General features: G+C 40.7%; 18 protein-coding genes and 1 tRNA gene. 8 read left to right on the top strand and 11 right to left on the bottom strand.

Annotation, left to right across the window (positions count from 1 at the left end):
• Positions 1–14 precede the first annotated feature (14 nt).
• Positions 15–584 (top strand): DUF421 domain-containing protein, encoded by a 570-nt coding sequence (locus tag ACX3PZ_RS08075; protein WP_459112471.1) that lies wholly within the window; start codon positions 15–17, stop codon positions 582–584.
• Between the two features lie 131 nt (positions 585–715).
• On the opposite strand, the gene ACX3PZ_RS08070 is transcribed toward ACX3PZ_RS08075, so the two are convergent.
• From ACX3PZ_RS08070 to dinB, 3 genes are all read right to left on the bottom strand, one after another.
• Complete coding sequence (locus ACX3PZ_RS08070; protein WP_459083956.1) at positions 716–1,153, bottom strand: cold shock domain-containing protein; 438 nt, start codon at positions 1,151–1,153, stop codon at positions 716–718.
• A gap of 284 nt (positions 1,154–1,437) precedes the next feature.
• A complete protein-coding gene (locus ACX3PZ_RS08065) occupies positions 1,438–4,497 on the bottom strand; it encodes a DNA polymerase III subunit alpha (RefSeq protein WP_459112470.1) in 3,060 nt (1,019 codons plus the stop codon).
• A gap of 11 nt (positions 4,498–4,508) precedes the next feature.
• On the bottom strand, positions 4,509–5,657 hold the full coding sequence (gene dinB / locus ACX3PZ_RS08060) for a DNA polymerase IV (RefSeq protein ID WP_459112469.1): 1,149 nt from the start codon (positions 5,655–5,657) through the stop codon (positions 4,509–4,511).
• 62 nt (positions 5,658–5,719) lie between these two features.
• Between dinB and ACX3PZ_RS08055 the strand changes: the two genes are divergently transcribed.
• Positions 5,720–6,490 (top strand): XRE family transcriptional regulator, encoded by a 771-nt coding sequence (locus tag ACX3PZ_RS08055; protein WP_459083953.1) that lies wholly within the window; start codon positions 5,720–5,722, stop codon positions 6,488–6,490.
• Between the two features lie 19 nt (positions 6,491–6,509).
• Here the strand turns inward: ACX3PZ_RS08055 and ACX3PZ_RS08050 are convergent, their stop codons facing one another.
• A complete protein-coding gene (locus ACX3PZ_RS08050; RefSeq protein WP_459112468.1) occupies positions 6,510–7,322 on the bottom strand; it encodes a GLPGLI family protein in 813 nt (270 codons plus the stop codon).
• 270 nt (positions 7,323–7,592) lie between these two features.
• Between ACX3PZ_RS08050 and ACX3PZ_RS08045 the strand changes: the two genes are divergently transcribed.
• Both ACX3PZ_RS08045 and ACX3PZ_RS08040 read left to right on the top strand, forming a co-directional pair.
• Positions 7,593–7,973, top strand: a complete 381-nt coding sequence (locus ACX3PZ_RS08045; RefSeq protein WP_459112467.1) for a (deoxy)nucleoside triphosphate pyrophosphohydrolase — start codon at positions 7,593–7,595, stop codon at positions 7,971–7,973.
• Positions 7,970–11,116, top strand: a complete 3,147-nt coding sequence (locus ACX3PZ_RS08040) for a DEAD/DEAH box helicase (RefSeq protein WP_459112466.1) — start codon at positions 7,970–7,972, stop codon at positions 11,114–11,116. Before ACX3PZ_RS08045 ends, ACX3PZ_RS08040 begins: the two co-directional genes overlap by 4 nt.
• 34 nt (positions 11,117–11,150) lie before the next feature.
• Here the strand turns inward: ACX3PZ_RS08040 and ACX3PZ_RS08035 are convergent, their stop codons facing one another.
• The 6 genes from ACX3PZ_RS08035 to ACX3PZ_RS08010 form a co-directional block, all read right to left on the bottom strand.
• On the bottom strand, positions 11,151–13,514 hold the full coding sequence (locus ACX3PZ_RS08035; RefSeq protein WP_459112465.1) for a hypothetical protein: 2,364 nt from the start codon (positions 13,512–13,514) through the stop codon (positions 11,151–11,153).
• A gap of 45 nt (positions 13,515–13,559) precedes the next feature.
• Positions 13,560–17,168 carry a BamA/TamA family outer membrane protein gene (locus tag ACX3PZ_RS08030; RefSeq protein ID WP_459112464.1) on the bottom strand — a complete coding sequence of 1,203 codons (3,609 nt, stop codon included), beginning with the start codon at positions 17,166–17,168 and terminating at the stop codon, positions 13,560–13,562.
• A gap of 2 nt (positions 17,169–17,170) precedes the next feature.
• On the bottom strand, positions 17,171–18,031 hold the full coding sequence (locus ACX3PZ_RS08025) for an SdiA-regulated domain-containing protein (RefSeq protein ID WP_459112463.1): 861 nt from the start codon (positions 18,029–18,031) through the stop codon (positions 17,171–17,173).
• Positions 18,028–20,070 carry a polyphosphate kinase 1 gene (gene ppk1 / locus ACX3PZ_RS08020; RefSeq protein WP_459112462.1) on the bottom strand — a complete coding sequence of 681 codons (2,043 nt, stop codon included), beginning with the start codon at positions 20,068–20,070 and terminating at the stop codon, positions 18,028–18,030. Before ppk1 ends, ACX3PZ_RS08025 begins: the two co-directional genes overlap by 4 nt.
• Positions 20,071–20,082: 12 nt before the next feature.
• A complete protein-coding gene (locus ACX3PZ_RS08015; RefSeq protein ID WP_459112461.1) occupies positions 20,083–21,234 on the bottom strand; it encodes a Pycsar system effector family protein in 1,152 nt (383 codons plus the stop codon).
• Positions 21,235–21,443: 209 nt separating this feature from the next.
• On the bottom strand, positions 21,444–22,355 hold the full coding sequence (locus ACX3PZ_RS08010; RefSeq protein WP_459112460.1) for an NAD(P)/FAD-dependent oxidoreductase: 912 nt from the start codon (positions 22,353–22,355) through the stop codon (positions 21,444–21,446).
• 467 nt (positions 22,356–22,822) lie between these two features.
• Between ACX3PZ_RS08010 and ACX3PZ_RS08005 the strand changes: the two genes are divergently transcribed.
• A complete protein-coding gene (locus ACX3PZ_RS08005) occupies positions 22,823–23,395 on the top strand; it encodes a DUF3667 domain-containing protein (RefSeq protein ID WP_459112459.1) in 573 nt (190 codons plus the stop codon).
• Positions 23,396–23,629: 234 nt separating this feature from the next.
• Here the strand turns inward: ACX3PZ_RS08005 and ACX3PZ_RS08000 are convergent.
• Positions 23,630–23,705 (bottom strand) — tRNA-Ala (locus tag ACX3PZ_RS08000).
• A gap of 116 nt (positions 23,706–23,821) precedes the next feature.
• Between ACX3PZ_RS08000 and ACX3PZ_RS07995 the strand changes: the two genes are divergently transcribed.
• From ACX3PZ_RS07995 to ACX3PZ_RS07985, 3 genes are all read left to right on the top strand, one after another.
• Entirely contained in the window at positions 23,822–25,024 is a 1,203-nt protein-coding gene (locus tag ACX3PZ_RS07995) for a tyrosine-type recombinase/integrase (protein WP_459112458.1), read from the top strand.
• Positions 25,025–25,026: 2 nt separating this feature from the next.
• Positions 25,027–25,692 carry a hypothetical protein gene (locus tag ACX3PZ_RS07990; protein ID WP_459112457.1) on the top strand — a complete coding sequence of 222 codons (666 nt, stop codon included), beginning with the start codon at positions 25,027–25,029 and terminating at the stop codon, positions 25,690–25,692.
• 104 nt (positions 25,693–25,796) lie between these two features.
• A complete protein-coding gene (locus ACX3PZ_RS07985) occupies positions 25,797–26,129 on the top strand; it encodes a helix-turn-helix domain-containing protein (RefSeq protein ID WP_459112456.1) in 333 nt (110 codons plus the stop codon).
• The last annotated feature ends 3 nt before the right edge of the window (positions 26,130–26,132 follow it).

Below are 26,132 nucleotides of genomic sequence, written 5' to 3'. Positions count from 1 at the left end.
TAAAAACACAAAGTATGATAGAAGCTAGCGAATACACTTTTGATCTTGAAAAAATGTTTTTTGGAGATTTTGGAATCCAGATTTATCTCGAAATCATTTTGAGAGTGTTTGTCATTATGACCTATACCATTTTAATGATTCGATGGATTGGAAAGCGTGTGGTGGGTGGTATTGGGAGTACGGATATCCTACTCATTGTCGCAATGGGAAGTTCTGTGGGGGATGCCACCTTTTATCCTTCCATTCCTTTAGCGGTCTCCCTTTCGGTCATTACGCTCATTGCGCTTTTTCAAAAAATTTACGTTTCGATTGAAATCAAATACGAACCGGTCAGAAAATTCACTCACCCCAAAGTGACCAAATTGGTAGAAAACGGTCAGCTCTTGAAAGAGAATTTTAAGCTAGACGACATTGATGAAAACGAAGTCTACATGCTTCTTCGGCAGCAGGGAATTGAGTACTTATCCGAAATCAAATATGCCTACTATGAAGAATCAGGCGAAATAAGCATTTACAAATTTGAGAACCCAAAATTTGAAAATTCAATTTTACCTGAAAACATTAAGGAGCAAGAAGTGAACTAAAAGCTAGTTTTAGAGTACGGGGTTCGAAGGCTCTGCTGGTGGATGGATGATTTTTTTCAAGTAGGGAGCTAAAAAAAGCCTCGAATGAGGCTTATATAGTTTTATAAAGCGGTAGATCCCTACCCTTTTAATTATTGCTTAACAATCGTGATGTTTAAGGCAGAATATCCTTTTGGTGAACGTTCTTTTTCAAAGCGTACTTTGTTTCCTTTTTTAAGCTCTCCTTCCACGTTGTTCAAGTGGAAGAAAATGTTTTCTTTCGTATCATTTTCCGTGATAAAACCATAACCCTTGTCACTTAAGAAAGTAACAATTCCTGTTTTGATTGGATCTTCCGCTTCAATTGGAGCCGCTCCTAGTTGAATATCCTCTAGAGATACTTCGATTTTTTCTTGCTGGCTCGGCGGTGTAGAGGTTAATTGACCAAACTCATCGACATAAAGAAGCATGTCGTCAAGCTCTTTTCCTTTGTTGTTTTGAGTTTTACGCTCCTCACGCTTGAGTGCTTTTTCTTTTTGTTTCTGTAATTTCTTTTTTAAATTTTCCTTTTTAGAGAAAGAATCTGACATATATTATATTGTATTTTGTTTCATTGAAGTAGAGAGCTGTTTATAGTTTGCACATTTGCACAAACTGTACTTTAAGTTCTCTTAAAGTTTAAATTAAAAAGTTGCAGCTAAAAATTTGAAAACTGAAAAGTGGCTATTAAGATTTACTCCTCGGTAAAAGCATAAAGTAACCGTCGCTTTGTAATTTATCTGCAAAGGTACAAAAAATTAACGACACTTTCGCTACATGGCTTGGTTTCAGAGAAATATTTGATTTTGAGATGGGGATTAACTCGCCTTTGCCCCTACTCGCTTTTCATTTGAGTTCGAGGCAGTCCAATGTCTTTTTCACTCGGATAAGGTTTTCTCCACGTGGGACTTACATCTTCTTTCAATTGTTTTTCGGTCTCTCTCGACTTTTCTTTGTCGTACGCATACCGAGGGTCTGCAATAAAAGGCATCTTGGCCATCTTGAAAACCGTTACGGTGGGAAAGTGATACTCTACCTCGACTCGCCCCAGTAGAAGATAGACCCCACCTCCTAAAAAGGGATATTGACTCAGGGTATCCGGAAAATGCGCCGTATCAAAATAATCCCCGTTCGAGTCAATCCAGGTACCGAAATACATCGTGCCTTTCTTAGTGGGTACATGCTTTCTGGAAATAAGATACGCGAGCATCTTTACCTCCGTTTTGTGGTGATCCAAAAGATCCTTGGCTTTTACTTTTCCACGGTAAGAGGTTTGAAGCAAATCAAAAATACTACAAGACACTGGGAAATCCAGGAGTTCAATCTCATCAAACGCATCTTCAAAATCCGTTCTCTCTAACGAAGGAAGCGTGTAAGGCTCTATCGGCTCTTCTAAAAGACTCGGCCCTCTGTATTCGGGTTTAAAGTGAATCAGCAAAAGTCTAGCTTCAATCAAAAGTTCATTTTTCGCCTTCCCTGTAAAGCGAAAGGCGCCAATGAAAATAAGAATCTGCAAGGTTTCAATTCCTACGGGAACCCGTCTTACAAAATCTTCTAAGGAAAGATAGTCTCCGTTCTTCTCCCTCTCTAAAATCAGAAGACTCGCTAGTTTCACCTCTAGTTTCTGAAGATGCATAAAGCCTAGGTAGACCTCTTTTCCATAAAGGGTGGTCTTATAGAGGCTTTTGTTCACGCAGGGATTGTGAATGTGAGCTCCGGCCATTCGGCATTCGTGAACATAGACTTCCGTTCGGTAAAATCCTCCCTGGTTGTTAATGGCGCAGACCATAAACTCAATCGGGTAATGTACTTTCAGATAGAGACTCTGATAGCTCTCTACTGCGTAGGAAGCCGAGTGCGCCTTGCAAAAGCTATACCCCGCAAAGGATTCAATCTGGCGGTAGACCTCTTGCGAGAGCGGCTCGGGATGTCCTTTTTTCTTGCAGGACTCAAAGAAATGATCTTTCACTTTCTTTAATGCCGCTAAAGAGCGGCCCTTGCCGCTCATCGCCCGGCGCAAGATGTCGCCATCCGCAGCACTGAGCCCGCCAAAATGAAGAGCAATTTTAATCACGTCTTCCTGATAGACCATAATCCCGTAGGTGTCTCCCAGCTGCTCTTCAAAGACTTTGTGAAAGTATTCAAAGCGATCGGGATGGTTATGGCGAAAGATAAACTCTCGCATCATGCCACTTTTAGCCACTCCAGGTCGAATAATTGAGGAAGCCGCTACAAGCGTTTTGTAGTTGTCGCATTTAAGCCTTCGAAGAAGCCCCCGCATCGCAGGGCTCTCAATGTAAAAGCAGCCAATGGTTTTTCCGAGACTTAAAAAAGCATTGGTTTGTGGAGTGTCCTTAGAGAGTCGAGTGTCTTTAATGTCCACCCTAATTCCTTGGTTCTTCTCTATCATCTGCACCGTGTCATGGATGGTTCCAAGGCCTCTTTGAGAAAGAATATCGAATTTCTCAAACCCAATTTCCTCTGCCACATGCATGTCAAACTGAATAATTGGAAATCCTTTGGGAGGCATTTCAAGCGCGGTGTAATTGGTTAAGGGCTCCTCTGAGATTAAAATTCCACAACTGTGCATGCTGCGCTGGTTGGGGAATTTCTCTAGGAGCATTCCGTATTTTTGCACCGTGCTAACCACCTTACTTTTCTCGTGGGTCAGCATGGGGTTTTTGGCCAGTAAATCCAAATCGTCCTTGGGAAGACCAAAAACCTTTCCGACTTCTCTAAAAATGGAGCGGTATTTAAATTCCACATTGGTTCCACAGAAAGCCACATGGTTTTTGCCGTATCGCTGGAAAATATACTCTAAGATTGTATCTCGATCCTGCCAAGACCAATCGATATCAAAATCAGGCGGACTTTTGCGGTTTTCGTTCAAGAACCGTTCAAAATACAAATTGAGCTCCAGGGGACAAATGTCTGTAATGCCTAGGCAGTACGCCACAATAGAGTTCGCTCCCGAGCCTCTTCCTACGTGCATAAAGCCTTTGGAGTTGCTGTAGCGAATAATGTCCCAAGTGATTAAAAAATAGCCACTAAAATTAAGTTCGTGAATGACTTTGAGTTCCCTCTCAATTCTCGCTTTTGCCTCCTGATGATTTACTCCATACCGCCTTTTGAACCCTAGGTAAGCGAGTCGAGTTAAAAGCGTTTGGTCGCTTTCTCGACTGCGGGTGAAGAATTTTTTATTTCTCGGCAGAGAGAATTCAAATTCAAATTTTGCTTGGGTTAAAATTCGTTTTGTGTTCTCTATGATTTGGGGATAACGGCTAAACTGAGCTTCTAACTCCTGGGGCGAAACAAAACAGTCTGTGGACTGACAAAACTGGTGGGGTTCTAATTTGGAAAGCAGCACATTGTGCTCAATGGCTCGAAGAATCCGGTGAAGATTGTACTCTTTTTTCGTGCGAAACGTGACCGGATGAAGGACCACCATACGCTCAAAAAACGCGCGTAGATCAGGACGGAGTAAAAAGTTAATCTCAGAGGGGTTTACCCCTATAAACTCATTAGGCCTTAAGGTCTTTGGAAAATGCGCTAAGGGATACACGACATACAAATCCTTAAACTCAGGAGCCCAGGGGCTCAGGGGTTCGTTTTCACAGTGGTGGCGAGTGAGAAGTTCATTTATCTCCGAAAGACCTTCAAAACGCTTTGCGATGACAAGATAATACAGATCGTCTTTTTCTCGAACCTCTACTCCTGCTAGAGGCTTTATGCCTTTTGACTTGCAAGCTTTGTAGAAATCATAAATGCCTGTGACGGTGTTAATATCTGTCAACACCAAGGTAGAGACGCCTTTCGAGAAGGCCTCTTCTACAATCTGGTCTATGGAAAGCGTACCGTAGCGAAGGCTATGGTAAGAATGACAGTTTAAAAACATACTCCTTCGATTTAGGATTTAAGTTTGAATCCAGAGGCTCTTCCTACGGCCGATTTTCCAAAGCGGTTTTTAATCCCATCCATGGATTGGTAGAGATTAATGAGCTCTTCTGAATCCTCAAAAAGATTCATTTGGTAAGTCCCGTGCACCAAATCGGTTAAACGAAGTCCTATAAGGCGTAAACGCATACGTCGGGTGTAGAGCTTCTCAAAGAGCTCTAAAGCCACCCGACTAATGGAATGGTCAAGCGAGGTATAAGGAATTTTGACCTGACGCGTCTGCGTGTCAAAATTGGAATACCGAATCTTCACCACGACCGTAGAGGTAAGCCATTTTTCTTTTCGCAGTTGGTAGCTAAGCGACTCGGCCATGGCCGAGATCAGTCGCCGAATTTCTATTAAATCAATGGTATCGCTCGTGAAGGTATGCTCCTTCGAGATGGATTTTCTCTCGGCGTAAGGAACCACGGGAGAGAGATCGATTCCGTTTGCTTTTTTCCAGAGTTCAATCCCGTTTTTTCCAATCATTTGCTGAAGTACTCTGACGGGCATCTCTGAGAGCGTTTGAATGGTTCGAATGCCAATTCGAGACAAAAGCTGAAAGGTCACGTCTCCCACCATGGGGATTTTTCGTACGGAAAGTGGATTTAAAAAAGGGCGAATGCTAGGCTCCTGAATCTCCAAACAGCCTAGAGGTTTGGACTCTCCTGTCCCAATCTTAGAAACGGTCTTACTAGTAGAGAGCGCAAAGGAAATAGGAAGTCCTGTCTCGTGGGTCACAGATTGAGCAATCTGTTGTGACCATTTGTAACAGCCAAAAAACTGATCCATCCCCGTGAGATCCAGGTAAAATTCATCAATGCTGGCTTTTTCCATCAAAGGAACCTTCTCTTGAACCACCTGCGTAACCTCGTGCGAGAGTTTAGAGTAATACTCCATATCGCCTTTTATCACCTTTGCCTCTGGGCAAAGGCGCAAGGCCATTTTCATAGGCATAGCAGAGCGCACCCCAAAGTACCGAGCCTCGTAACTACAAGAAGCTACGACCCCCCGATCTCCCCCTCCAATAATAACGGGAACCCCGTTAAGCTTTGAATTGGAAAGCCTTTCACAGGACACGAAAAACGTGTCCAAATCCATGTGTACAATTGCTCGATTCATGGGGTCAAAATTATCACGATTTGTAACAATTTTTCGTATATTTGTTGATATAATTTATATCAATGTCAATTTTTGCCGATAACATCAGGTATCTCAGAGGGCAACTCAGTCGCTCTCAGCAGAACATCGCAGACGAACTTCTTATTACAAGAGGACGTTACGCCAAATACGAGGATGCGGCCTCCGAACCGCCTTTAGAACTGTTAATCCGGATCTCTCGATTCTATAAGATCAGTATTGATTTGCTGCTTTCTGTGGATTTGAAGAAATATCCCATTGACAAGATTCTTTCTCTTCCGGACAACCGAATCGTACTTCCAATTCGGGTGAACTCCGGAGGAGACAAGCAGATTGAAATCATTCCCCACCGAGCCTCGATGGGCTATTTAAATGGGTACTCCGATCCTGAGTACATTGAGAGTTTGCAAACCATCTCACTCCCCTTCTTAAGAAACGGAAACTTTCGAGCCTTCCCTGTGGAGGGAGATTCAATGCCTCCTTTTAATGAAGGAACCTACATCGTAGGGCAATACGTAGAATCGATTAAGGAATTAACGAAAGGGAAAACCTATATTTTCATTACAAGAAATGAGGGAATTACCTACAAGCGTTACCAAGGGAGAGACTCGAATGGCATTAGCGTAGCGGCAGACAATGAGTTCTACGAACCCTATCAAATTAAAAATTCCGAGATTTTAGAAATCTGGCAATATGCCGCTAGCATCAACACGGAAGAGCTAGGCTCTTCGTCTTTGGATGCAAGCTCCATTAAAGAAATGTTTTTCAGTTTGAAGAAAGAAATCGCAGAACTTAAGAAAGAGAAAAAGTCTTAGCTCCTAGGGGCCGGCTTCCCTAAGGGTAAGGAATCGCCCTGTCTTTTTCTATGGGCAGGTAATAGGATTTGATATTATCCTGAAGGGATTTTCTTTTCTTATTTATCTCTTCTTTGGTCGCAAGCTCGTCTTTCGTAGCAATGGAAACACCGTTTTCTCGGAGTCGATTAAGCACTTCCACAATGTTATTGAAATGATCTAGCTTCAAGGTATGCCACTGTTTTTGAGTGATTGAGATGGGTTTCTTTCCATAGTGCGTTTCTAGGAAATTATGGGTGTCGTAGGACTGCTCAAGATTTTCACTCTTCACCATCGAATAGTGGAAAATGTCCTCAGAATCGTAAACCTCAAAGATGAGTCCTGGAAGTCCCCGAAATTTATAGGGGCCTTCCTGAAAAGGAATTTCAGGAGAGAACCAAGCCGTCCACTGTCTTTCTCCAAAAGTAAGAGTGGCTTTCTGAAGCTCAAAGTTGTCCACTTTTTTATGCTCGTTTTCTATCTTCCAATCCATTTTATCCTTTGAGGAAATCGCGTAATAATCGTAGCCTTGGCGAAACATATTCCTATTTTCAAAGCTGCCGGCTTTTCGATACAAACGTTGATCGATTTCAGAATAAGCCTCGGAATTCTCTCCTGTTACCTTGTTTATAGAATCCCTTAGCACAAATTCATAATCGTAAAATTTTACGAAATCCTTGTCAATATCTAGGGCCATGTTTGTCTTTTCTTCGAAGCCATTTTTTTTGATATTCAGCTCATACAGGAATCTATGGGTTTGGCATATCGCCATACTAAAGAGATTGAGCGCTAGAAGTAAAAGTAGTTTTTTCATAGTTCCTTAGGTATTGAACAAAAGATTTCTAAAAGTAATAAATCCCTGTCTTCCCACTCTATGTTTTCTCTACAAATATGGCATTTGATGAAAATCAATTACCAACCGCAGAAAATTGGAATATAAAATGAACCTACTTATAACTCCAAGTTCGTAAGCCCTTCCCATCGAGATGCGAATGAATCCTATTTTTTAAACTTCAGAGAGTTCCATTCCAAACAATTCATTATATTTAGCTTTCCGATTTAAAAACGAATACCAAGCCTCCTAATGATTCACGTTACTTGTGCCATAATACAGCACGATCACAAAATCCTTATCTGTCAACGATCCTCCACAATGACTTTGCCTTTAAAATGGGAATTTCCGGGAGGCAAGATTGAACAGGGCGAATCGAAACAAGAATGTCTAAAAAGAGAGATTCAAGAGGAATTAGGTCTTACTATAGAAGTGGGTCAAGCCCTACCGAGCGTAGAGCATCGTTATCCCACTTTTGAAATTACTCTTTATCCCTTTCTGTGCTCACTAAAATCGGGAGCTTTAGAGCCTTTAGAGCACGCCCAAGTTGAATGGGTAAGCTTAGAGACACTTGAAAGTTATGATTGGGCAGAAGCGGATGTACCGATTGTAAAAAAACTAATCTCCTTATGAACACTGGAATCTACGAAGCGCTAATTACAGCCTCATTACGCGAAAAATTAAACTCTCTGCAAAAGGATACGTACTATCTCAATGAAGTGCAACTTGACAAAGAAGAAGCCATCCGGACTCTCTCTTTCCATTTGCAAGAAGTGATTTCGAGAGCTTTTCAGCAGGTAGCCAAAAAGGACCTCATTTTAGAAAAGCAGATTGAGATTAGCAACCGATTAATCCAGTTTCTTAATCGTGAGATTTCTCAATACAATTTTGAGCCCGATTTAATTGACGGGAACGGTCGCATTCTAATGGCCGTCTTCCATAAAATGGATTCTCATTATTCGAATCTAGATCTGCGCCTTAAAGAAATCACCCCAACGACCCGACTTACCCAAAGTGAACTCTTTACCGGAGGAAACTTGGGTCTCTCTTTAGACACGGAACTAAAAAAAGAAATCCGCTCCTCGAATCGAGTCGATCTTTTGGTCTCATTCATTAAATGGAAAGCTATTGTAATCTTGAAAGAGGCGTTCAAGGAATTCACTTCCAACGGAGGCAAACTACGGGTCATTACGACCACCTACATGGGCGCTACGGATTCTAAAGCCATCCAAGAACTTGCTCAACTTCCTAATACAGAAATCAAAGTTTCGTACAATACACAAAACGAAAGGCTCCATGCAAAAGCCTATTTATTTCATCGTGATTCAGGTTTCCATACAGGGTATATAGGTTCTTCCAATTTCTCCAGATCGGCCTTGACCGACGGTCTTGAGTGGAATGTAAAGATTACCACAAAGGAAATCCCACACATTATCGATAAGTTTCAAAAAACCTTTGAAACCTACTGGCAGAATCCTGAATTTGAAACCTATGATCCAACTAAGCATTTTGAAAAACTATCCGAGACACTAAGTCATAACAAAATCGGACGAATCGATTCTCAAGTTCTTAATTTTTTTGATCTAAAGCCGTATCACTATCAGAAAGAAATACTAAGCAAACTGCAAGTTGAAAGGCAAACTCATGGAAGATATCGCAATCTTGTGGTCGCAGCTACAGGTACGGGAAAAACAATGATTTCTGCGTTTGATTTCAAACGCTTCAAATCGGAAAACCCAAACGCTCGGCTTCTGTTTATAGCCCATCGAATTGAAATCTTAAGACAAGCCCTGCACACGTTTCGCAATATTTTGAAAGATCAGAATTTTGGAGAACTTTTAGGAGACGGCTACCAGCCTATCTACAACGAAAATGTGTTTGCAACCATTCAATCACTCACCAACAAAATCAAAAACAATGAGCTCTCCTCAACCTATTACGATTACATCGTGTTTGATGAAGTGCATCATGCGGAGGCCTCGAGCTATCAAAGAGTCATGCAATGGATGCAACCAACAATCCTTTTAGGTCTTACCGCCACGCCAGAGCGGGCTGACGGAAAAAGCATATTATCCAATTTTGACAATCAAATTGCCGCAGAAATTCGATTGCCTGATGCGCTTAACAACAAGCTTCTAACCCCATTTCAATATTTTGCGCTTTCCGATTCTGTCGATCTTGAGCATATTAAATGGGTACGAGGAAAATACGATCCTGTAGAGTTAACGAAAATCTATACCTCCAACGACCAAAGGGTTCGAGACATCATTGACAACCTAAACAAGTATTGTAAAGATCTACACGATTTAACGGCTCTAGGCTTTTGTATTAGTGTAGAACACGCCAAATTCATGCAGCAAAAATTTGAGATTGCGGGCCTGAAGGCAGGGGTTCTTACCTCTAGCAATTCACAGGACCGAATCGAAATTCTTAATGCGTTTAAAACCAAAGAAATCAACTATCTCTTCGTGGTCGATATGTTTAACGAAGGCGTGGATATTCCACAGGTAGATACCGTTCTCTTTTTAAGACCTACAGAAAGTTTAACGATCTTCCTTCAACAATTAGGAAGAGGACTCAGACTCTACGACGGAAAAGAATCTCTCACAGTCCTTGATTTCGTAGGCAACGCGAACGAGAACTACGATTTCGAATCCAAATTCCGAGCGCTGATTGGCAAAACTACCACCTCAGTCCAAAAAGAGATTGAAAACGATTTTATGCACCTCCCTTTAGGCTGCTCAATTGTTCTAGAGAAAAAAGCAAAAGAGGTCATCTTAGCCAATATTAAAAAGGCCACTTCCCTCAGGAAAAAAGATCTTGTTCGAAGACTGGAACAGTACGTAAATCAAACGAACCTTCCCCTAACCTTATCCAACTTCGTAACCTTAAACCATCTCCCTTTTCAAAGGCTCTATCTACGATTTTCCTGGACCGCTTTACAAGCGGCCGCAGGCATCAAAAAAGAGTACGACCCTAGTTTTGAAAATAATTATGTGCGACTGCTCGGTAAAAAATGGGCAGCGACGAACTCTATTTCTTATTTCCGATTCCTTTTAGATTTAGTTCAAAAGAACTTTGAAATCGACGAAACACAGCTCAGTGAGCTGGATCGATTAAGATTAACCATGCTGCATTTTGATTTTTGGGAAGCGGATAAAGCGCCCACAAATCTACTCGATTCTTTAAAGGTGATAGGACAAAATAAAGACTACGTAGAGGAAATGAAAGCCTACTTAGAGCTAAGAATTTCTCTTATCGATTTTGAGGAGTACCCTTGTGAAAACTTAAATTACGAGCTTCCTCTCGAGCTCCATGCCCGATATACAAGAGATCAAATTCTTGCCGCTTTTAGAATAAGCAATGTAGAGAAGAGAAGTTCGAATCGTGAAGGAGTAGCCCTTAACAAAGCCCTTAACACCGAGGTCCTTTTCATTAATTTACAGAAGTCGGAAAGAGACTTCTCCCCTACAACCATGTATGAAGATTATGCGATCAATGAAACGAAGTTCCACTGGCAATCTCAAAACACAGTGTCAGAATCCACTCCCAAAGGGCAATCTTACATAAACCAACAAGAACTAGATAAAAAAATTCTTCTCTTTGTAAGAGAATCGAATAAAGATGAGTTTGGGCTCACGAGCGGATACGTTTTCGTAGGTCTTGGAGATTTCTTGAAGCACGAAGGTTCATACCCCATGTCCATTACCTGGGAGTTGCAAAAACCAATACCTGAGTTTTTATGGACCGCCTCCGCAAAGATGGCCATTGGATAAAGAATCTGACTCTTTGCTTTGTTCTACTTTAGGTTTAAAGAGAAAGGCTAAAATCCAACATTTGATCGAAATTAACTCCTACACGAAGACCTTTGAGTCCATTAACGTCGTGAAGTTCTTCTAGCTCTAATACTTCTAAATCGTCTAGTAAGAGTCCTTTGTTTTGAAGGAACTGGATATATCCCTTGTACTCTTCCATTTCTTTTGAGCCCATAAAAACTAAAGAAATCTTCCCAGGTTGAGTAAGTCTTTCTAGGCTGTTTTTAAGGGTTATTTTATCGATTCGTTTTTTAATAATCTCGTAGCGAATATTATAACTTCCTTCGACATCAAAACGTCTTTCGTCCGTTCTAAAGCTAATGTCGATGGTATTCCCATTCACGAAAATTAATTGAGTGGTATCAAGGGGAACTTTCATCTGCGGCAATAAATTCTTGGTAATGCCCGCAATGGCAGCCATGGAGGTAAGTTGCCAGAGACGAATGTTTTTTAGGTAAAGAGGATTAAAGGGTTTGCGCGGCGCAATGGATTGACCAATATAAATGTCGTACTCGACTCCGTCGGTTCTAAATTTCTCAAAATAACTCGGATACGAATTCTGAATCTCCAAATTGAAAAATTCCAAGTACCCATTAATTGAGGAATTAATCAGTTGAATGGACTGTTCCAGTTCTCTTCGGCTTGCAAAGGCTTTTCCCTTGTGTGGATCCACGGCTGCTTCATACTCTGAAATGAGTTTAAAAGCTTCTGGACTTAGTTTTTTAAAATGCGCTAGAACATCGTTTACTTCTCTTTCTAGAAAATCCATTACACGAGATTGAATTCGGTCCATGGACTCTAGTTTTAAGCGCTCAATTAGCTTGTTGCACGTAAAGATCATTTCCTCGAGTATTCCAATACCCATCTTTTCACTTAGCTTTTGAAGCACGGACTTGAGATACTCTAATTGGAACTCCGTGTCTGTGGCAAAGGCACTGTTTCTTTCGAGGGTGGAATTTTTGATATCAATGGCACCGTAGAGCGGATAGACCTCTTCGAAACTAATACTTCCAATGGCAGGAGCGGGTTTGTCCGCTTCTATACTTTGTAAGTATTCCAGCGCAATCTCATTAAATTTCCATTGCACGGCCGGTTGAAGGGATGTAAACTTATCTTTAATAATTTGATCAATCTTAAGTTCAAAATCCACCGTCGCATTTTCTAGAATCTGCGCTAATAAGGGACTCACACCGTCTAGTTTCGGAAGCACATTTTCGTCTAAAAAGTGATTTTTCTTTTTCGTATAGATTTCAAATACACCCACTAGCTTGGTATGATGGTAGATCGGAGTAAGGGCATAGGAATGCACTTTGAGGGCTTTTAGCCCTCGGGTAATGAACCCAAATTCCTCCTCCGTAGACAAGACCCCCGTGTTAACCAAAATACGAACTCGATTCTTTACAAGTTTTTCAATCTTTTCCCCTAGGGTATCAAAACTGATTTTTCGCCTTCTAAACATCTCTAAAATAGGACTTTCGTATCTCTCTTGAGATAGATTTAAGACCGGTTTCTTGTTTAGTTTTAGATAAGGAATGAGTTCAAATTCAATGTCTTTATCCCCTACAATGGTTTTTAGTGACTTAATGAGTCGCTCGTCTTTAAAACTAACTTGCGAGCCCATGATGAGTTCTTTGATGCGCTCAATGGCGTAGGCACTGGTGATGTCCGTGACCGATATAATGGAAAATCCCTTAAATCTAAAATTAGAGAGTGGAATTAGTGCCTCTAATTGCTCGTAATTTAAAGTGTCTGATAGCTGGCTTATTTTTAGGTTGGAAAGTTCTAGTTTTTCTCCCTCATTTTCAACCTCAATAAATTGATCGTCCACGGAGATCTCATAGTATCTGTTTAGTCCGGTTTTCGTATCTAAAATTGAGCGTACGAAAGTTTGCTTTTTTACGAATTTAAATCCGTAATATTTTTTGAAGAGAGTTAGGTAAGGGATTCTTCTTATATCTCTGTCGGATTGGAGCGATTCCTGGGTTAAATCTGTGGTGCATAACCCGCCCTGCATGATGGAGAAAAAAGCAGGCGTTCCGTAAAAACACTGGCGCTTTATAGGGATCCCAAAGCCTAAAAGGATTTCTTCTTCACTCGCAATTGGGGGGACTAAAAATTCTTGAATCAGTTCAAATTCTTTTTCAAAATCAGGAAAATTCTCAACCGAAAGAGTTCCTTTCAGTCGCAATGCCTTTTCTAAGCTTTCGATAAGCCTATTTAATTGAGCGGCTTTCGTGGGAGATTCCGTTTTGACTCGCTCACCTAGATACTTTAAAAAAGGCTCAAAGGAGAGTTCTACTCGAAGCCTTTCAAGATCTTTTTCAAATGTCTCAATTTTAATCGTATCCTGTTTTATCATTAAATTTTCGATTCTAAAATATAAGTTTACTTTCTCGTAGTGGATTTAAAACCTTAGTCCTAGGGTTACGTAAGGACTCCACCCTTCTCTAGAGTATCCCCCGACGAATTGAACGACTACAAGTTGAGCCGGAGAGTAGTAGAGACCTCCGCCCACGCCTTGGTGAATTCTTGAGCTGTTAAACCCTTTGGCCCACATTTTTCCAACGTCATAAAAGCCGATGAGTCCTAGTTGTCCTGGAAGCAAGTAGCTTCCAATGTCTAAGAGTTTAATACGGGCTTCTAAATTGTTATAAAGCATGTGCTCACCCGCAAACCTGTAATTTCTATAGCCCCATAAATTGTCGTGGCCTCCTAAATAAAGTGCCTGATAAAAGGTAGGACTGCCTAGGGTAAGACCTCCCCCAATTCGGTTTGCAAAAATAATGGAATTTTTTGCTACGGCCTTGTAAAATGCAAATTCACCCGTCAGTTGTCCAAACGATCGAGACTCTTGATTTAGGCCTGTAAACCCTCGTGCTTTCAAGTTTAAATAGCCTCCAGCAGAAGGAAGAATTTTGCTGTTTCGTGAGTCCCTTTCGTATTGTGCGATAAGACCCACAAAAAGTTTGTCTTGGTCTAGTGTGTTTTTGTCATAGGTATTGACCAGTCCACTGTAAAGGAAACGATCTTCGTTGTCCTCTTTATTTAAACTATAATATTCAAGGGCAGGTCCTATTCTAAATTCAGAATTGGGTTTTTCCCAAGAAAGGCTTGGACTTAATTCTATGAGATTATAGCGAGCTCTGTAGTAGCGCAATTCGTGGTTTTCTTTGTCATAGATCGACTCATTTCCAAGGCCAAAAAAGTTTTGCGTGTTGTTGGGTACATACGCGCTGGCATCAATTCTGAGATCGGCTTTGCCGATCAGCTCTTTCCAGCGTCCTTTATAATCCACCTTGAAGGAACCTGTGGCAAGGGCTGCTTTTACGAGCACTTGCTGCGTATGGGTATATGGCGTTTTTCTAAATCCACGCTGGTGCGTGTATTTGAATCCTCCGCCAAGCATGATTCCATCGTCTAAATTGTATCCCGCGCTCACAAGTGGCATGGTGGAATTGCGAAGATTTACGGGAACAAAACCCACCATCGTGCTGTCCTTTCCTTTGTGATGAGAAAGTTTTGAATACAAATCCGTGTACGTCGCTTCGGACTGGTACTCATACAGATCAATGGATCGCTTAGATTCCGTCACGACAAAGTTTTTCTTGTCTTTCCCTGAGATGACGCGCAATTTTATTTTAGAATCTCTTGGCTCGAGTTTCACTCGATCCGCTCCTGCTTCTAAATAAAGACGAATTTCTTGGGTGAGAGAAGGATCGTACCATTTGTTCATGAGCTCCTTTTTAATTTCACCTTCTTTATTTATTTTGTTGATGGTCACCTGAAGCCCCCCACTTTTCTCTTTTACAATCACGTTTTCGTCTTTGTTGGTCAAACGAATGTCTACAATGGAATTGATAAAACGGTAGTAGGTCTCCATACTCTGAGGCATTTGGTCTCTTCTTTTTTTCAAATCTTCTAAAAGACTTTTTCCTCGAATGTCATAGGAAGATTTTGGGAGCGATCGTACACTTTGCTCTAAAACAGAATCGGAAATTTTTTCTACAAATTCACGACTCAGTTCTTTCCACTCGGCCTCCGTAAATTGCATTTTCGGGTGAGCGTTTAAGAAATCCGATTTGAGCATTGCAAAATTAACCGCTCGAATCTCAGGGGCGAAGCCTCGGTTGGCAGGCATCGCAAACCAAGAACGAGAGGCTAGTCGTGGGAAAAACCCATCCATTAAACGCAGTACTTGATCTCGGTCTCTTGGAACCACCTCATAATCTTTGTCTTTTCCAGGCAACTGATCAAACCAGCGAAACTGGTCTCCATGCCGATCCCAGTCTCCTACCAATAGATCAAGCATTCTAGAACGAACAAAGGTTTTGGCACCAAACGTATCGTCGTTATCATTGTAGATTTTCTCAAGCATTTTGGGCGTATTGTCTGATTTGCCCAGGGGCTCTCGCTCTTCTAAAAGCGCTAAGGTTCCCGCAAAATCTAAATTGTGGACGCCTAGGGCGGAATCTTCCGCCACAATTCCGATAACCGGTTTTGTGGAGGGCACTCCAAGTGCGCGGGCCAAAGGCGGCATCATAAGCGCGGAATAAGGATGCTGTGCACTGACGGCATCGTCTAAAAGATCTTCTGCAAACGTGTCGTGAAGCGTAGAGGGAATTAAAGATTCTGAGTTTTTATTGACACTTCGAAGAACCCACTGTTTTCCTGTCGGATCCTCTAAACGAAGAGAAATCGTTTGCATGCCCCCTCCTCTTTTCAATGGCGTAAGTCCACCCGCCACTTCCGAGACACGAATCACGGGAAGCTTCGTAGGAGCTGCCCATTCTTTTCGATAGTTTTCTCCGAAGAGCTTGCGGTGAAATTTCCCTACTTTATCAAACTCTTTGTTGGCACTTACAGTCACACTGTCTTTTTGTAAGGTAAGGCTCTTAGTGCCCATTTGGTAGGGTTGTTCTTCGACAAAAGGCACACTGTAGGCAAAGGCCTTGTCCACCTTTCCTTCGTGGTATGTATAATAGGAAATCACTGTGGATCGATCGTCCATAAAATCCACACTTACGAACCCTTGCATTTTGCTAGCAAATAGTGAATTTGGATTCTTTTTAATAAAAGTACTCTTTGCACCTGATCCGCTCACAATTTGATAATTGAGTTTGGGATCCTTAATGAGCTGCAGTCCATGCTCATGTCCGGCCGCATATATTACATTTGAAAATCCCTTAAACACCCCACTCACTCTTTCAATAAGATCCTTATAATCGGGATGAGCCAAGTCCTCGGCATTCAAAAAGGCAGTTTGACGCAGTAAAGGATAAAGAGAACCTATTACCGGCATAGGAATATATAAATTTCCGCTAATAGCCGTCAAGGGAAAAATATGGTCTTTTAACTCGAAATTCCCACCGTGCACGCCGTTGGACAGGAACGGATGGTGGGAGGTAAGAAGAATCGTCTTGTCTTTGTTTTTATAGAGTAAGTTTTCCAACTGGTCTACCACTTGCTCTTTTGTAGTGCAAAGACAGTCCGCTCCTGGATTCTCTTTGGAATAGGGAAAAAGCCACCATTCACTATCGTAGGCAATGACCACTACCTTTTTTGAAATCGGAATCTCAATGGGATCTGGACATCCCTTAGAAGGGACTAACTTCAACTTAGGGTCATTTTGAGAGGCTAAAAAATCGCCCTGCGCTTTGATTTTTGCAAGTCCCTGTTTGCCCATTTTATCCCAATCGTGGTTGCCCGGTAAAAAATAGACAGGAGCCCCTTTTGCGCGCATGGGTCCATACTGAGAGCGAAGTATGTCTTCTCCTCTCTTTTTATCCTCCGTTCCCTCGAGTCCCATGCCTCGAGGATAAATATTATCCCCTAAAAAGAAAACCGTGGTTTTATCTTTTAAGATTAAATCGGCCGCTTTAGGAATCACCGTTTGCTGCTTATAATTCAGTTCTCCCGCATCTCCAATGAGAAGGACCCTACTTTGGATTTCACTTTGCGCAAAGAGCGCGCAAAAAACAGAAGGCAAAAGGGTAAGAGTAAAATAACGTCGCATGGCTAAGGAATTAAATTAAACTTTAAGAGACTGGGTCTACTTGTTTTGCTTCCCCCTTCGTTACTAATAAATAAGGCGCCATCTTTATCGAATGCAAGGCCTTCGGGTTGGTTATAAAGCTTCGGATCCAGTGCATAGGCTGCCTTTGGACTCATTTTGTCATCTAAAACAACGAGCATTTGGTTCACTGAAGAAAGTAAATACCACTCCCCTGTTTTCGGGTTTTGACCTAAGGCGGAGGGTCTAAATTTCTTTCCTTTCAAGGAGGAGAAAGAATCTAGTAAGGAATGTTCGAGGGTAAACTCTCCTACTTTTTTAATTTCACCCTCACGGGAAAGGGAAAGTTTATATCCTGAGGTTTTATCGCTTTTCTTATCCACGGAGCAGGATTTGCAAACTGCGTAAAGAAGGGCGTCTTTTGCATTGTATGCAAGGGACTCATACTCTCCTTTTGGGAGCAGACTATTCCATTCCCTTGCTAGATTAGTCTTTTCTTTAGAAAGCTCCTTTTTAGGGATGGAAAAGAGCGTTCCGTCACTACGAAGCACCACGACAAAGTCATTCGCGATGGCAATACCTTCATAGTCTCCCGTTGGGGCAAATTGGGTCTGTTCCAGTTTTTTCGAAAAGGGTGTAAACTTGTAAATAATTCCATTTTCATCCTCTACAGCAATAAGCGTGTCTCCCCAAAATCCAATGGCTGAAATTTCATGGAGAGCATCCCATAAAGGTTCTGCTTTAGGTTGGGTTAAATCGTAATTCTTAGGGCTTTTGTACTTGGCATCGCTACTCTGTGCGCAGGAGTTTAAGGAAACCAGCGCTAACAGTAATACTCTAATAGGGGAAAATAGCTTACTTTTCATAAAGTGGTCTTGTTTGATTTTAAATAGTCGTAAATCGCCTTCTGTGCGCGAACCCCCTCCAGGGATTCCAGGGGTACATTGTGTAAATTTTGGTCCAGTTCTACGGCGAACTCATCGTCTCGAAGTTGAAAATCGAGGAACATGAAGATCTCTTTCTTTAGGTCGGGATCTAAGACCGGGTAACAAACTTCAATTCGATTGTATAGGTTTCGGCGCATCCAATCGGCAGATCCCATGTACATGAGATCTTTTCCCCCTTGATGAAAGACAAAGACTCGACTGTGCTCTAGGTAACGATCCACCAAACGCCTCACGGTGATATTAGAACTCATCCCGGGCACGCCTGGAACCAAACGGCAAATGCTTCTTACGATTAACGTAATTTTTACGCCTGCCTCACTCGCTTCATAGAGCTTACGTATGAGGCCCTTGTCTTCTAAGTTGTTAAGTTTCAGAAGAATCTTGGCCTCATCTCCCTGTTTTGCCGCCTCAATTTCCTTGTCAATAAGGCTTGTGAATTCTTCAAGCATATTAAATTGGGCCACGAGTAGATGTTTAAATTCGAAGGGTTTTCTTTGCTGCTCGTCTCTTTGAGACAGCACTTCAAAGACATCTCTTAGCTCTCTTAATAGCTGAGGGTTTGCCGTTAGAATGATATGGTCCGCATAGACTCCCGCAGTCACTTCATTTAAATTCCCAGTCGAAAGCAGTCCTACATACGTAGGCTCATTTTCTTCGGTTTTTCGCTGAACCAGGGCAATTTTAGCATGAACTTTAAGATTCGGTAAACTATAAAGAACATGGACGCCCGCTTTCCTTAGTTTTTTTGCCCATCGAATGTTATTGCCTTCATCAAAGCGAGCTTTTAACTCAACAAAAACCGTAACTTTCTTTCCGTTCTTTGCCGCGCTAATCAAGGCATTTAATATCTGAGAGTTTTTCGCCACACGGTAAATGGAAATCCAAATTTCCTGCGTTTTAGGATCAAGCGAAGCTTCGTTAAAAAAGCGAAGAATAGGATCATACGACTGATACGGCGTACTCACCAAAAGGTCTTTTTTTTCTAATCTTTCAAAAAGAGATTCTTCGCTTAATTCGCCCAGAGCCAAAGCGGGTTGAAGAGAATAGTTCCATTCGGAATTCGAGATTGGGAATTGAAAAAAATCTTTAAGATTATGGTTGAACCCACCCTTCATTGCGCTTCGCTTCTTTAGGCCTAAATGCGACAATAAGGAATCTCTAATTTCCTTCGGCATGTCGGGTTGATACAGTAGTCTTGTGGCGAGGCCATAGTCTCTTTTTGCAATCTGCTCTTCAATTTTGACGCGAAGATCCCCTTCAAATTCATCCTCTAAATGCAAATCGGCATTTCGAGTTACTTTAAAGGTATAGAAACCCTGAACGGTTTTGCCTGGAAACAAGACCCCGATATTCTCTCTTAGAATATCGTCTATGAAGACAATGTATTTAGAGTCCGGTTTTTCAATGACATGAAAGCGATCTAATGAGTTCGAAGGAATGTTTACAATGTAGATACTTGAATCCCCTTCAAAGGAAATCGCGCTATATAGTTTGTTATTTTCAATATAGAGACTGGACTGCGCCATAGATTTCACCTGGAGAAAAGCTGCTATTCTCGTATGGAAGTACTCACGCGCTTCTCTTTTAATTTCTTGCGGAAAAGGTTGGTTGTATAGAAGGAAAATTCCTTTTTCGCTTAACTGAGGTAAAATGAGAGTTCGGATGATCTCCCCATACTTCTCTTGTTGCAATTCAATGAGCGCTGTGGCCTGTGCGTAAATCCCAGTTTCAATGGTTCCAATGAGTGGATCTGCTACTTTCCTTAGTTTTTTGAGCGCAGAAAGCACAGGCATTCGTACGCGGTAAAATTCATCCAAATTGGAAGAGAAAATCGCTAGAAAATTAATCTTTGCGAGTAAAGGAACACTTTCTAGTGCCGCCTCATCTAAAATCCTTCCGTTAAAATGGAGCCAACTTAAATCGCGGTCCATATAGTAAGGCAAAATAGGGTCTGCCATGTCTTTACTCAATTATTGATTAAGGATTACAACCACTAAAAAGACCAGTACAGAAAGTACCAACCCAAACATAAAAACGTTATATGCAAGTCTAAGCAATCTAAATTTTCGTCCTAAAACGACGCCTTGAGAATAGACATCCCGGATGAGAGTGTTGTATAAAAAGTCTCTATCTTCCATCACCTCATGCATTCCCTCACGATAGCTTTCTAAATCCATTCGATGAAAATTTCCAAAAAAGAGCAAGTTTACTTTTTTGGCCTCTAAATCCTCTTTTGTAAAGTATCCTTTCGGAATCGTAGGACGGGTCGCGAGAATCGCGAGAACCATGGTGGCTAAACTAATGGAGAGTAAAATAACAGTGGGGAAAATAAGGTGAGCGTTGTTGTCAAGTTTCCGAAGAAGCATGGCAATGACGACTGAAAGGATGATGGAGTTCACCGTAATGAGAATGTTAGACTTATTGTCGGCCATGTCACTTAAACGCTGATTGTTTGTAGAGGTGATTCGAAACATGGTTTCTATGCCCCGATCCGGTCTTTTGGCTTTTTTATCTTTGTCAAGTACATCGGTTCTCTGCTTTTCTTTGAGCATTTGAAGGTTTTCCATCTTTTTGGATTCCAAGTTTTGTTTTGCGTAGTCTGTATGATATCGGTGAGATTCCATTAAGGCAATGGTGGAAGAACGCCAGTCTTCTTTCGTAAACTCTCCCCCACAAGCCTTCGCTTCTTGCTGAAGAAGTTTATTTCTGTATTCGAACCAATCTTTACCGAAGTGGAAAAGGTCTGCATCGCACACGATTTCTTCTAAAAGATTTTTGGGTTCTTGAGGCATTTTTGTAGCTAAAATGCACTCCTTTACCACAGCAATCATCTCCTGATCGACTCCCTCTCCTGTTAAAAACTCCTCGACGATTTTTACGCCACGAAGTTCGTGATCTTTTTGCCCCACTTGACAATAACCAAGGTCATGAAAGTAAGAGGCTAACATTACAATGGCGGTGTCACGCTCAGAGAGTGAATAATGCATCGCCATTTTTCGGCTCGCTTCCACGACCTCTTTCAGATGAATTTCATTATGAAAACTGAGTCTCGTCAGGTCATGCTTTTCTAAGAACTCTTGTGCAAACTGAGCCGCCTTTTGTAAAAGCAGTGAATATTCCATAGGGTTGTCTCGTAAGAAGGTTAAGAATTATACTCATTTTTGAATTGCAATTCTGCTCTTAAGGATGCGATACCTCGCTCGAAAAAGACAATCGTACGATTTTGCAAGAAAAAACGACGTTAATTGAATTCGTAACAAATATAAGGATTTTAAAAGCAGGTTATATGAAATGAATGTCTTAGTCTTTATCAATAATAGCAACCCTAATTTCATTCAAATACCTCATTAATTAACTCAGCATTCAGCGAGCCACCGGCCATGCTTCCCGCAAAGACCGCACTTGCAATAGAGCGAATAAAGCTTGAGTTGTCTCCACAAGCAAACACGCCCTCCACAGAAGTTTTCGTCATCATATCCACCTTGATGTGCCCCTGCTCTGTGAGTTCACAGCCTAGGTCTATGGGAAGCTTACAATGCTGTTCAAATTCAGGATGCGCATACAAAACGCTCAGTTCTGCGCTCGAGTCGTCCTCAAACAAAACCGCTTTAAGCTTTCCATTCTCTTGCACCAGCTCTTTAATTTTGCGATCTACGATCTTTATTCCTTTCTTCGTTATAGCCCTGCTGTAGTCTTCTGAAAGCTCCTCTTCCCCATTGGTGTAAATCGTCAAATCTCCGGTCCAATTGGAGATTAATTTCCCCATTTCATAGGCGCTTTTGCCCGCCGCAAGAATGCCTGTTTTCTGATCTCGGTATTCATATCCATGGCAGTAAGGACAATGGATAATGGAAATTCCCCAAGCCTCTATAAATCCAGGAATGGGAGGCATAATATCCTTTATCCCTGTAGCAAAGACCATTTTCTTTGTGCTCCAGGTTTTACCGGATTCCGCTTTTACGTCGAAGCCCTCTTTTGTCTTCTCGACTCCCGTCACTAAATCCTCTACAGACTCTATGGTTTTGTAAAGTTTTAATTGATCGCGAGCAGTCGACAGAAGCTCCAAAGGAGGAGTACCGTCACGAGTGAAAAAATTATGAGAATGGGGTGCCATGCGATTGCAAGGCAAGCCACTGTCAATAAGGAGCACTTTTCTGCGAGCTCTTCCTAAGGCTAACGAAGCGGAGAGTCCCGCGCTACTCCCTCCTACCACAATGGCATCGAAAATTGGATTGTTATTCATAAATTCACGGTATTTATTGAGTGTTGGATCCGATAAAGTTAGAGGATTTTTTCTAAGTTTTAGAAAATCCTACTAAGTTAAATGATGCGCTAAAGGAATGAGGTATGGAGAACCTCGTCTTTGAGAGTTGAATTTTAAGGAAAACCTACAAAATGCAAACTCTTTGTATCAAGAAAAATAATTACATTTGAGAGACTGAAAAAAAGACTTTAGTGCAAAGCATGTTATCGGGCAGACTTCTGCAACTGTAGATTTCACAAACTAAAATAGCGTCTGCCTATTTGCTCTTTTATTAAACCAAGATCTAAAACGAAATTAACCTCTCGAAACCAAAGCTACTCACGAACTATTGCAACCAATGTCGAACAGAATTAACAGGCAAATTTTGTTCAAACTGCGGAACTCCCTCTGAATTAAAGCGGATCGATGCCAAATACATAGTGCACGAAATTGAGCATGTATTGCATATGGACACTGGAATTTTCTATACCATTAAGGCCCTTTTTATTAGACCAGGAGAAAGCATACGAGCGTATCTAAAATTAAATAGAAAGAAGCTCATAAAGCCCATCCTATTCTTAATTGTAACCTCCTTACTTTATAGCTTAGTGAAACACCATACTATTAATTACGGGGAGCTTGATGGTTCTACGGTAGCCAAAATCCTTACATGGATTCAAGACCATTACGGGTATTCCAATTTGTTTATGGGTCTTTTCATCGCTTTATTTTTGAAGTGGTTTTTCAGAAAACCGAAGTATAACTTTTTTGAGATTTTAGTACTCCTAAGTTACGTGATGGGCTTTTCTATGCTTATTTTTGGTTTGGCAGGCCTTATACACTGGATTTTCGGCGTAGAATTATTTATCACTGGAGGTATTCTAGCGATTATTTATACCCTCTATGCGATTACAGACTTTTACGGCCGCAAATCCAAAATGAATTATTTCAAGGTCTTTATGGCCTATTTCCTAGGGGTCATCGTATTCTATTCGCTAGTCGTCTTTGTGGGACTCGCGGTAGACAATATAAAGTCTTAATCTTTTTATGGTACAATTAGATAATCGATGTAGGTGCGATTATCTCTCTTTGTTTTTAGATTTTCCAGTGAGAACGAATCGCTGAGGTTTGTCCGTGCAGTGAATCTTAATGCAATAAGGCGGCTTTTGCCCAACTTCGTTTAAATGGGACTGTTGTGAATGAAACGAAGGTTTCTTGATTGGCACGCCAAAAAAAGTAACCCTCTTAAACACGGGAGTTTAAGAGGGTTTACGTGGAGAATACGGGATTCGAACCCGTGACCTTTTGACTGCCAGTCAAGTTTTTTGATACAAAATTAAAACCTTATTCACAAAACAAATACACTATAACAACCTTATTTAAAGGCTTTTTTATATTTTTAATTGTGTTGAAATATTTGACTGTTTTGTGGAGTTTTGCTATATTTGTGTTGAAATTGTGTTGAAATGGAAGCAAGGATAAATTTTTTTATTGACAAGTATCACCCAAAGCAGAACGGAAAATGTAAGGTAAAACTAGAAGTTTACTTTAACAGAAAAAGAAAGCATTACCCTATTGAACTGGAACTTACACCAGAAGAGTTTAATAGTGTTATGTTTTCAAAGAGACGTAATACAGCACAAAAAGAAATTTATACTAAACTAACAGCCTTCAAGGCCAAAGCAGACACGATTCTAGAAACGCTTCCAGTATTTACCTATGATAGTTTCGAGAAAGCTTTTTACACAGACAGAGACACACACAGCGACATAATACAAGCCTTCAATAACAAAGTTTCAGAGCTTAAAGACGAAGGTAGAATAGGAACTGCAATTACTTACGAATATGCTTTAAAAAGCTTACTAGATTTTAAAGAGAAAATAACCTTTGCAGACATTACCCCTTCCCTTTTAAAAAAGTACGAAAAATCAATGCTAGATAGTGGCAAAAGTAAAACTACCATAGGAATTTATCTAAGAAATTTAAGAGCTATCTATAACCAGCAGAATATTTCCTCGAGCTTATACCCGTTTGGACGTGGAAAATATGAGATTCCTAACGGCAAAAACATTAAGAAGGCTTTAAACATGAGCGACATAGTTAAAATATTTAAGTATAAAGCCACTACCAAAGCAGAAGAAAAAGCTAGAGACATTTGGACTTTTCTTTATTTATGTAATGGAATGAATGTAAAAGATTTTTGTCTATTAAGGTGGGAAAATCTTAGAGGAGACATTCTCTATTACCAAAGAGCAAAAACTGCAAATACCAAAGAAGACGAAGACCCGATAGAAATACATTTAAAGCCACAAAGTAAGGCCGTAATTTCTAAATATGGTTCGCCTTCAATTAATGGAAAAGGCTTTATTTTTCCTTACTTAAATAGTAAAATGACAGCAGAAGACCAGCGTAAAGTTCACCAACAATTAACGAAGACCATTAATAAATACATGGAGCGTATTTCTGAAAAACTAGAACTAGACCAAAAAGTTACCACTTACACAGCTAGACACAGCTTCGCCACGATTTTACAAAGATCTGGTTCTGACATTTCCATGATTAGCAATTTACTAGGACATAGTAAAATATCAGTAACAGAAAGCTATCTAGCTGGATTCGAAAGCGAAGTTGTGAAAGGTAAAACCGATGCGTTAATAGAAGGTTTGTAATTATGGAAGAAATTAATTATGTGAAAATTGTATTAGAAGGCTATCTAAATAGAAGTAGTAGGGATATTTTGAAGGATTATTTTATTCGGCAATGGAATAAAGCAAAAGTAGACCATTATTCTATTAGCGAGTTTTTCAATGGATTGATTCTGTTTATAGAGGCAATGGACCATGACATGAAGATGAGTAATGCAAGATTTATTAAAGGAGATGTGCAGTCTTGGGTGCATTTGCCAAGAGTAACTAATAATTTATACCATGGAAACCTTTCGCCCGATGAAGTGGACTATATTAGGTTTCATCTAATTTCAGCTTATAAAGAAATTGTAGCACAGAAAAATAGCAAAGTAGAACAAGGCTTGAACGATGAAGGTAACATCAAAGTGTCATGTAAGCATTTTGCATTAACATATTACTTTGAGGTTATGGCTAAGAAAGGCGCATTCCATCGCACCAAGTCCACTGTTTTAAAAGATTCCAAAAATACAAAATGGACTGGAGATTCTAATACTTTCTATAAAGCATGGCTAAAGATTTTAGCAACAGTCAATTTAGAAACAAGTGATATTTTGATAAATAATTATAGTGAAGACTGGAGAGAAATAGTTTTAAAACTCACAAATTTTCCGAAAGAAGTCGAAGAGTATCTACAAAGCAAGCAACTTTAAAACCAGATAGTTATGAAATAGGGCATTTTTTAGTGCAATCGCACCCAGTTGCACCCAAAAAAGCACCTTGAATTTTACAAAGTAAACAAATAAAATACTTTGTAATGATGTTAACTTTCAATGATTTACCCGATGCGGTAATGCAATTAACCCAAGAGGTTAGAGAACTAAAAGAGCTTTTCAAGTCTGAACAGACTTCCACTAATGAGGTCATAGAACGGCCCATAATGATGCAAGAAGCCAGCGAACTACTGGGCCTTGCAGTTCCTACAATTTATTCCAAAGTTTCAAGAGGTGAACTTCCAGCGATGCGAAGAGGAAATAGGCTTTACTTTTCCCCTAGTGAGCTTATTGCCTACCTTAAAACTGGAAGGAAGAAAACGAGTGAAGACATTTTCCAAGAAGTAGATTCATTTTTATTAACCCAAAAAAAATAAGGC

The organism is Chryseobacterium sp. A321, from assembly GCF_054489265.1.
This window is presented reverse-complemented; position numbering and strand designations above follow the sequence as displayed.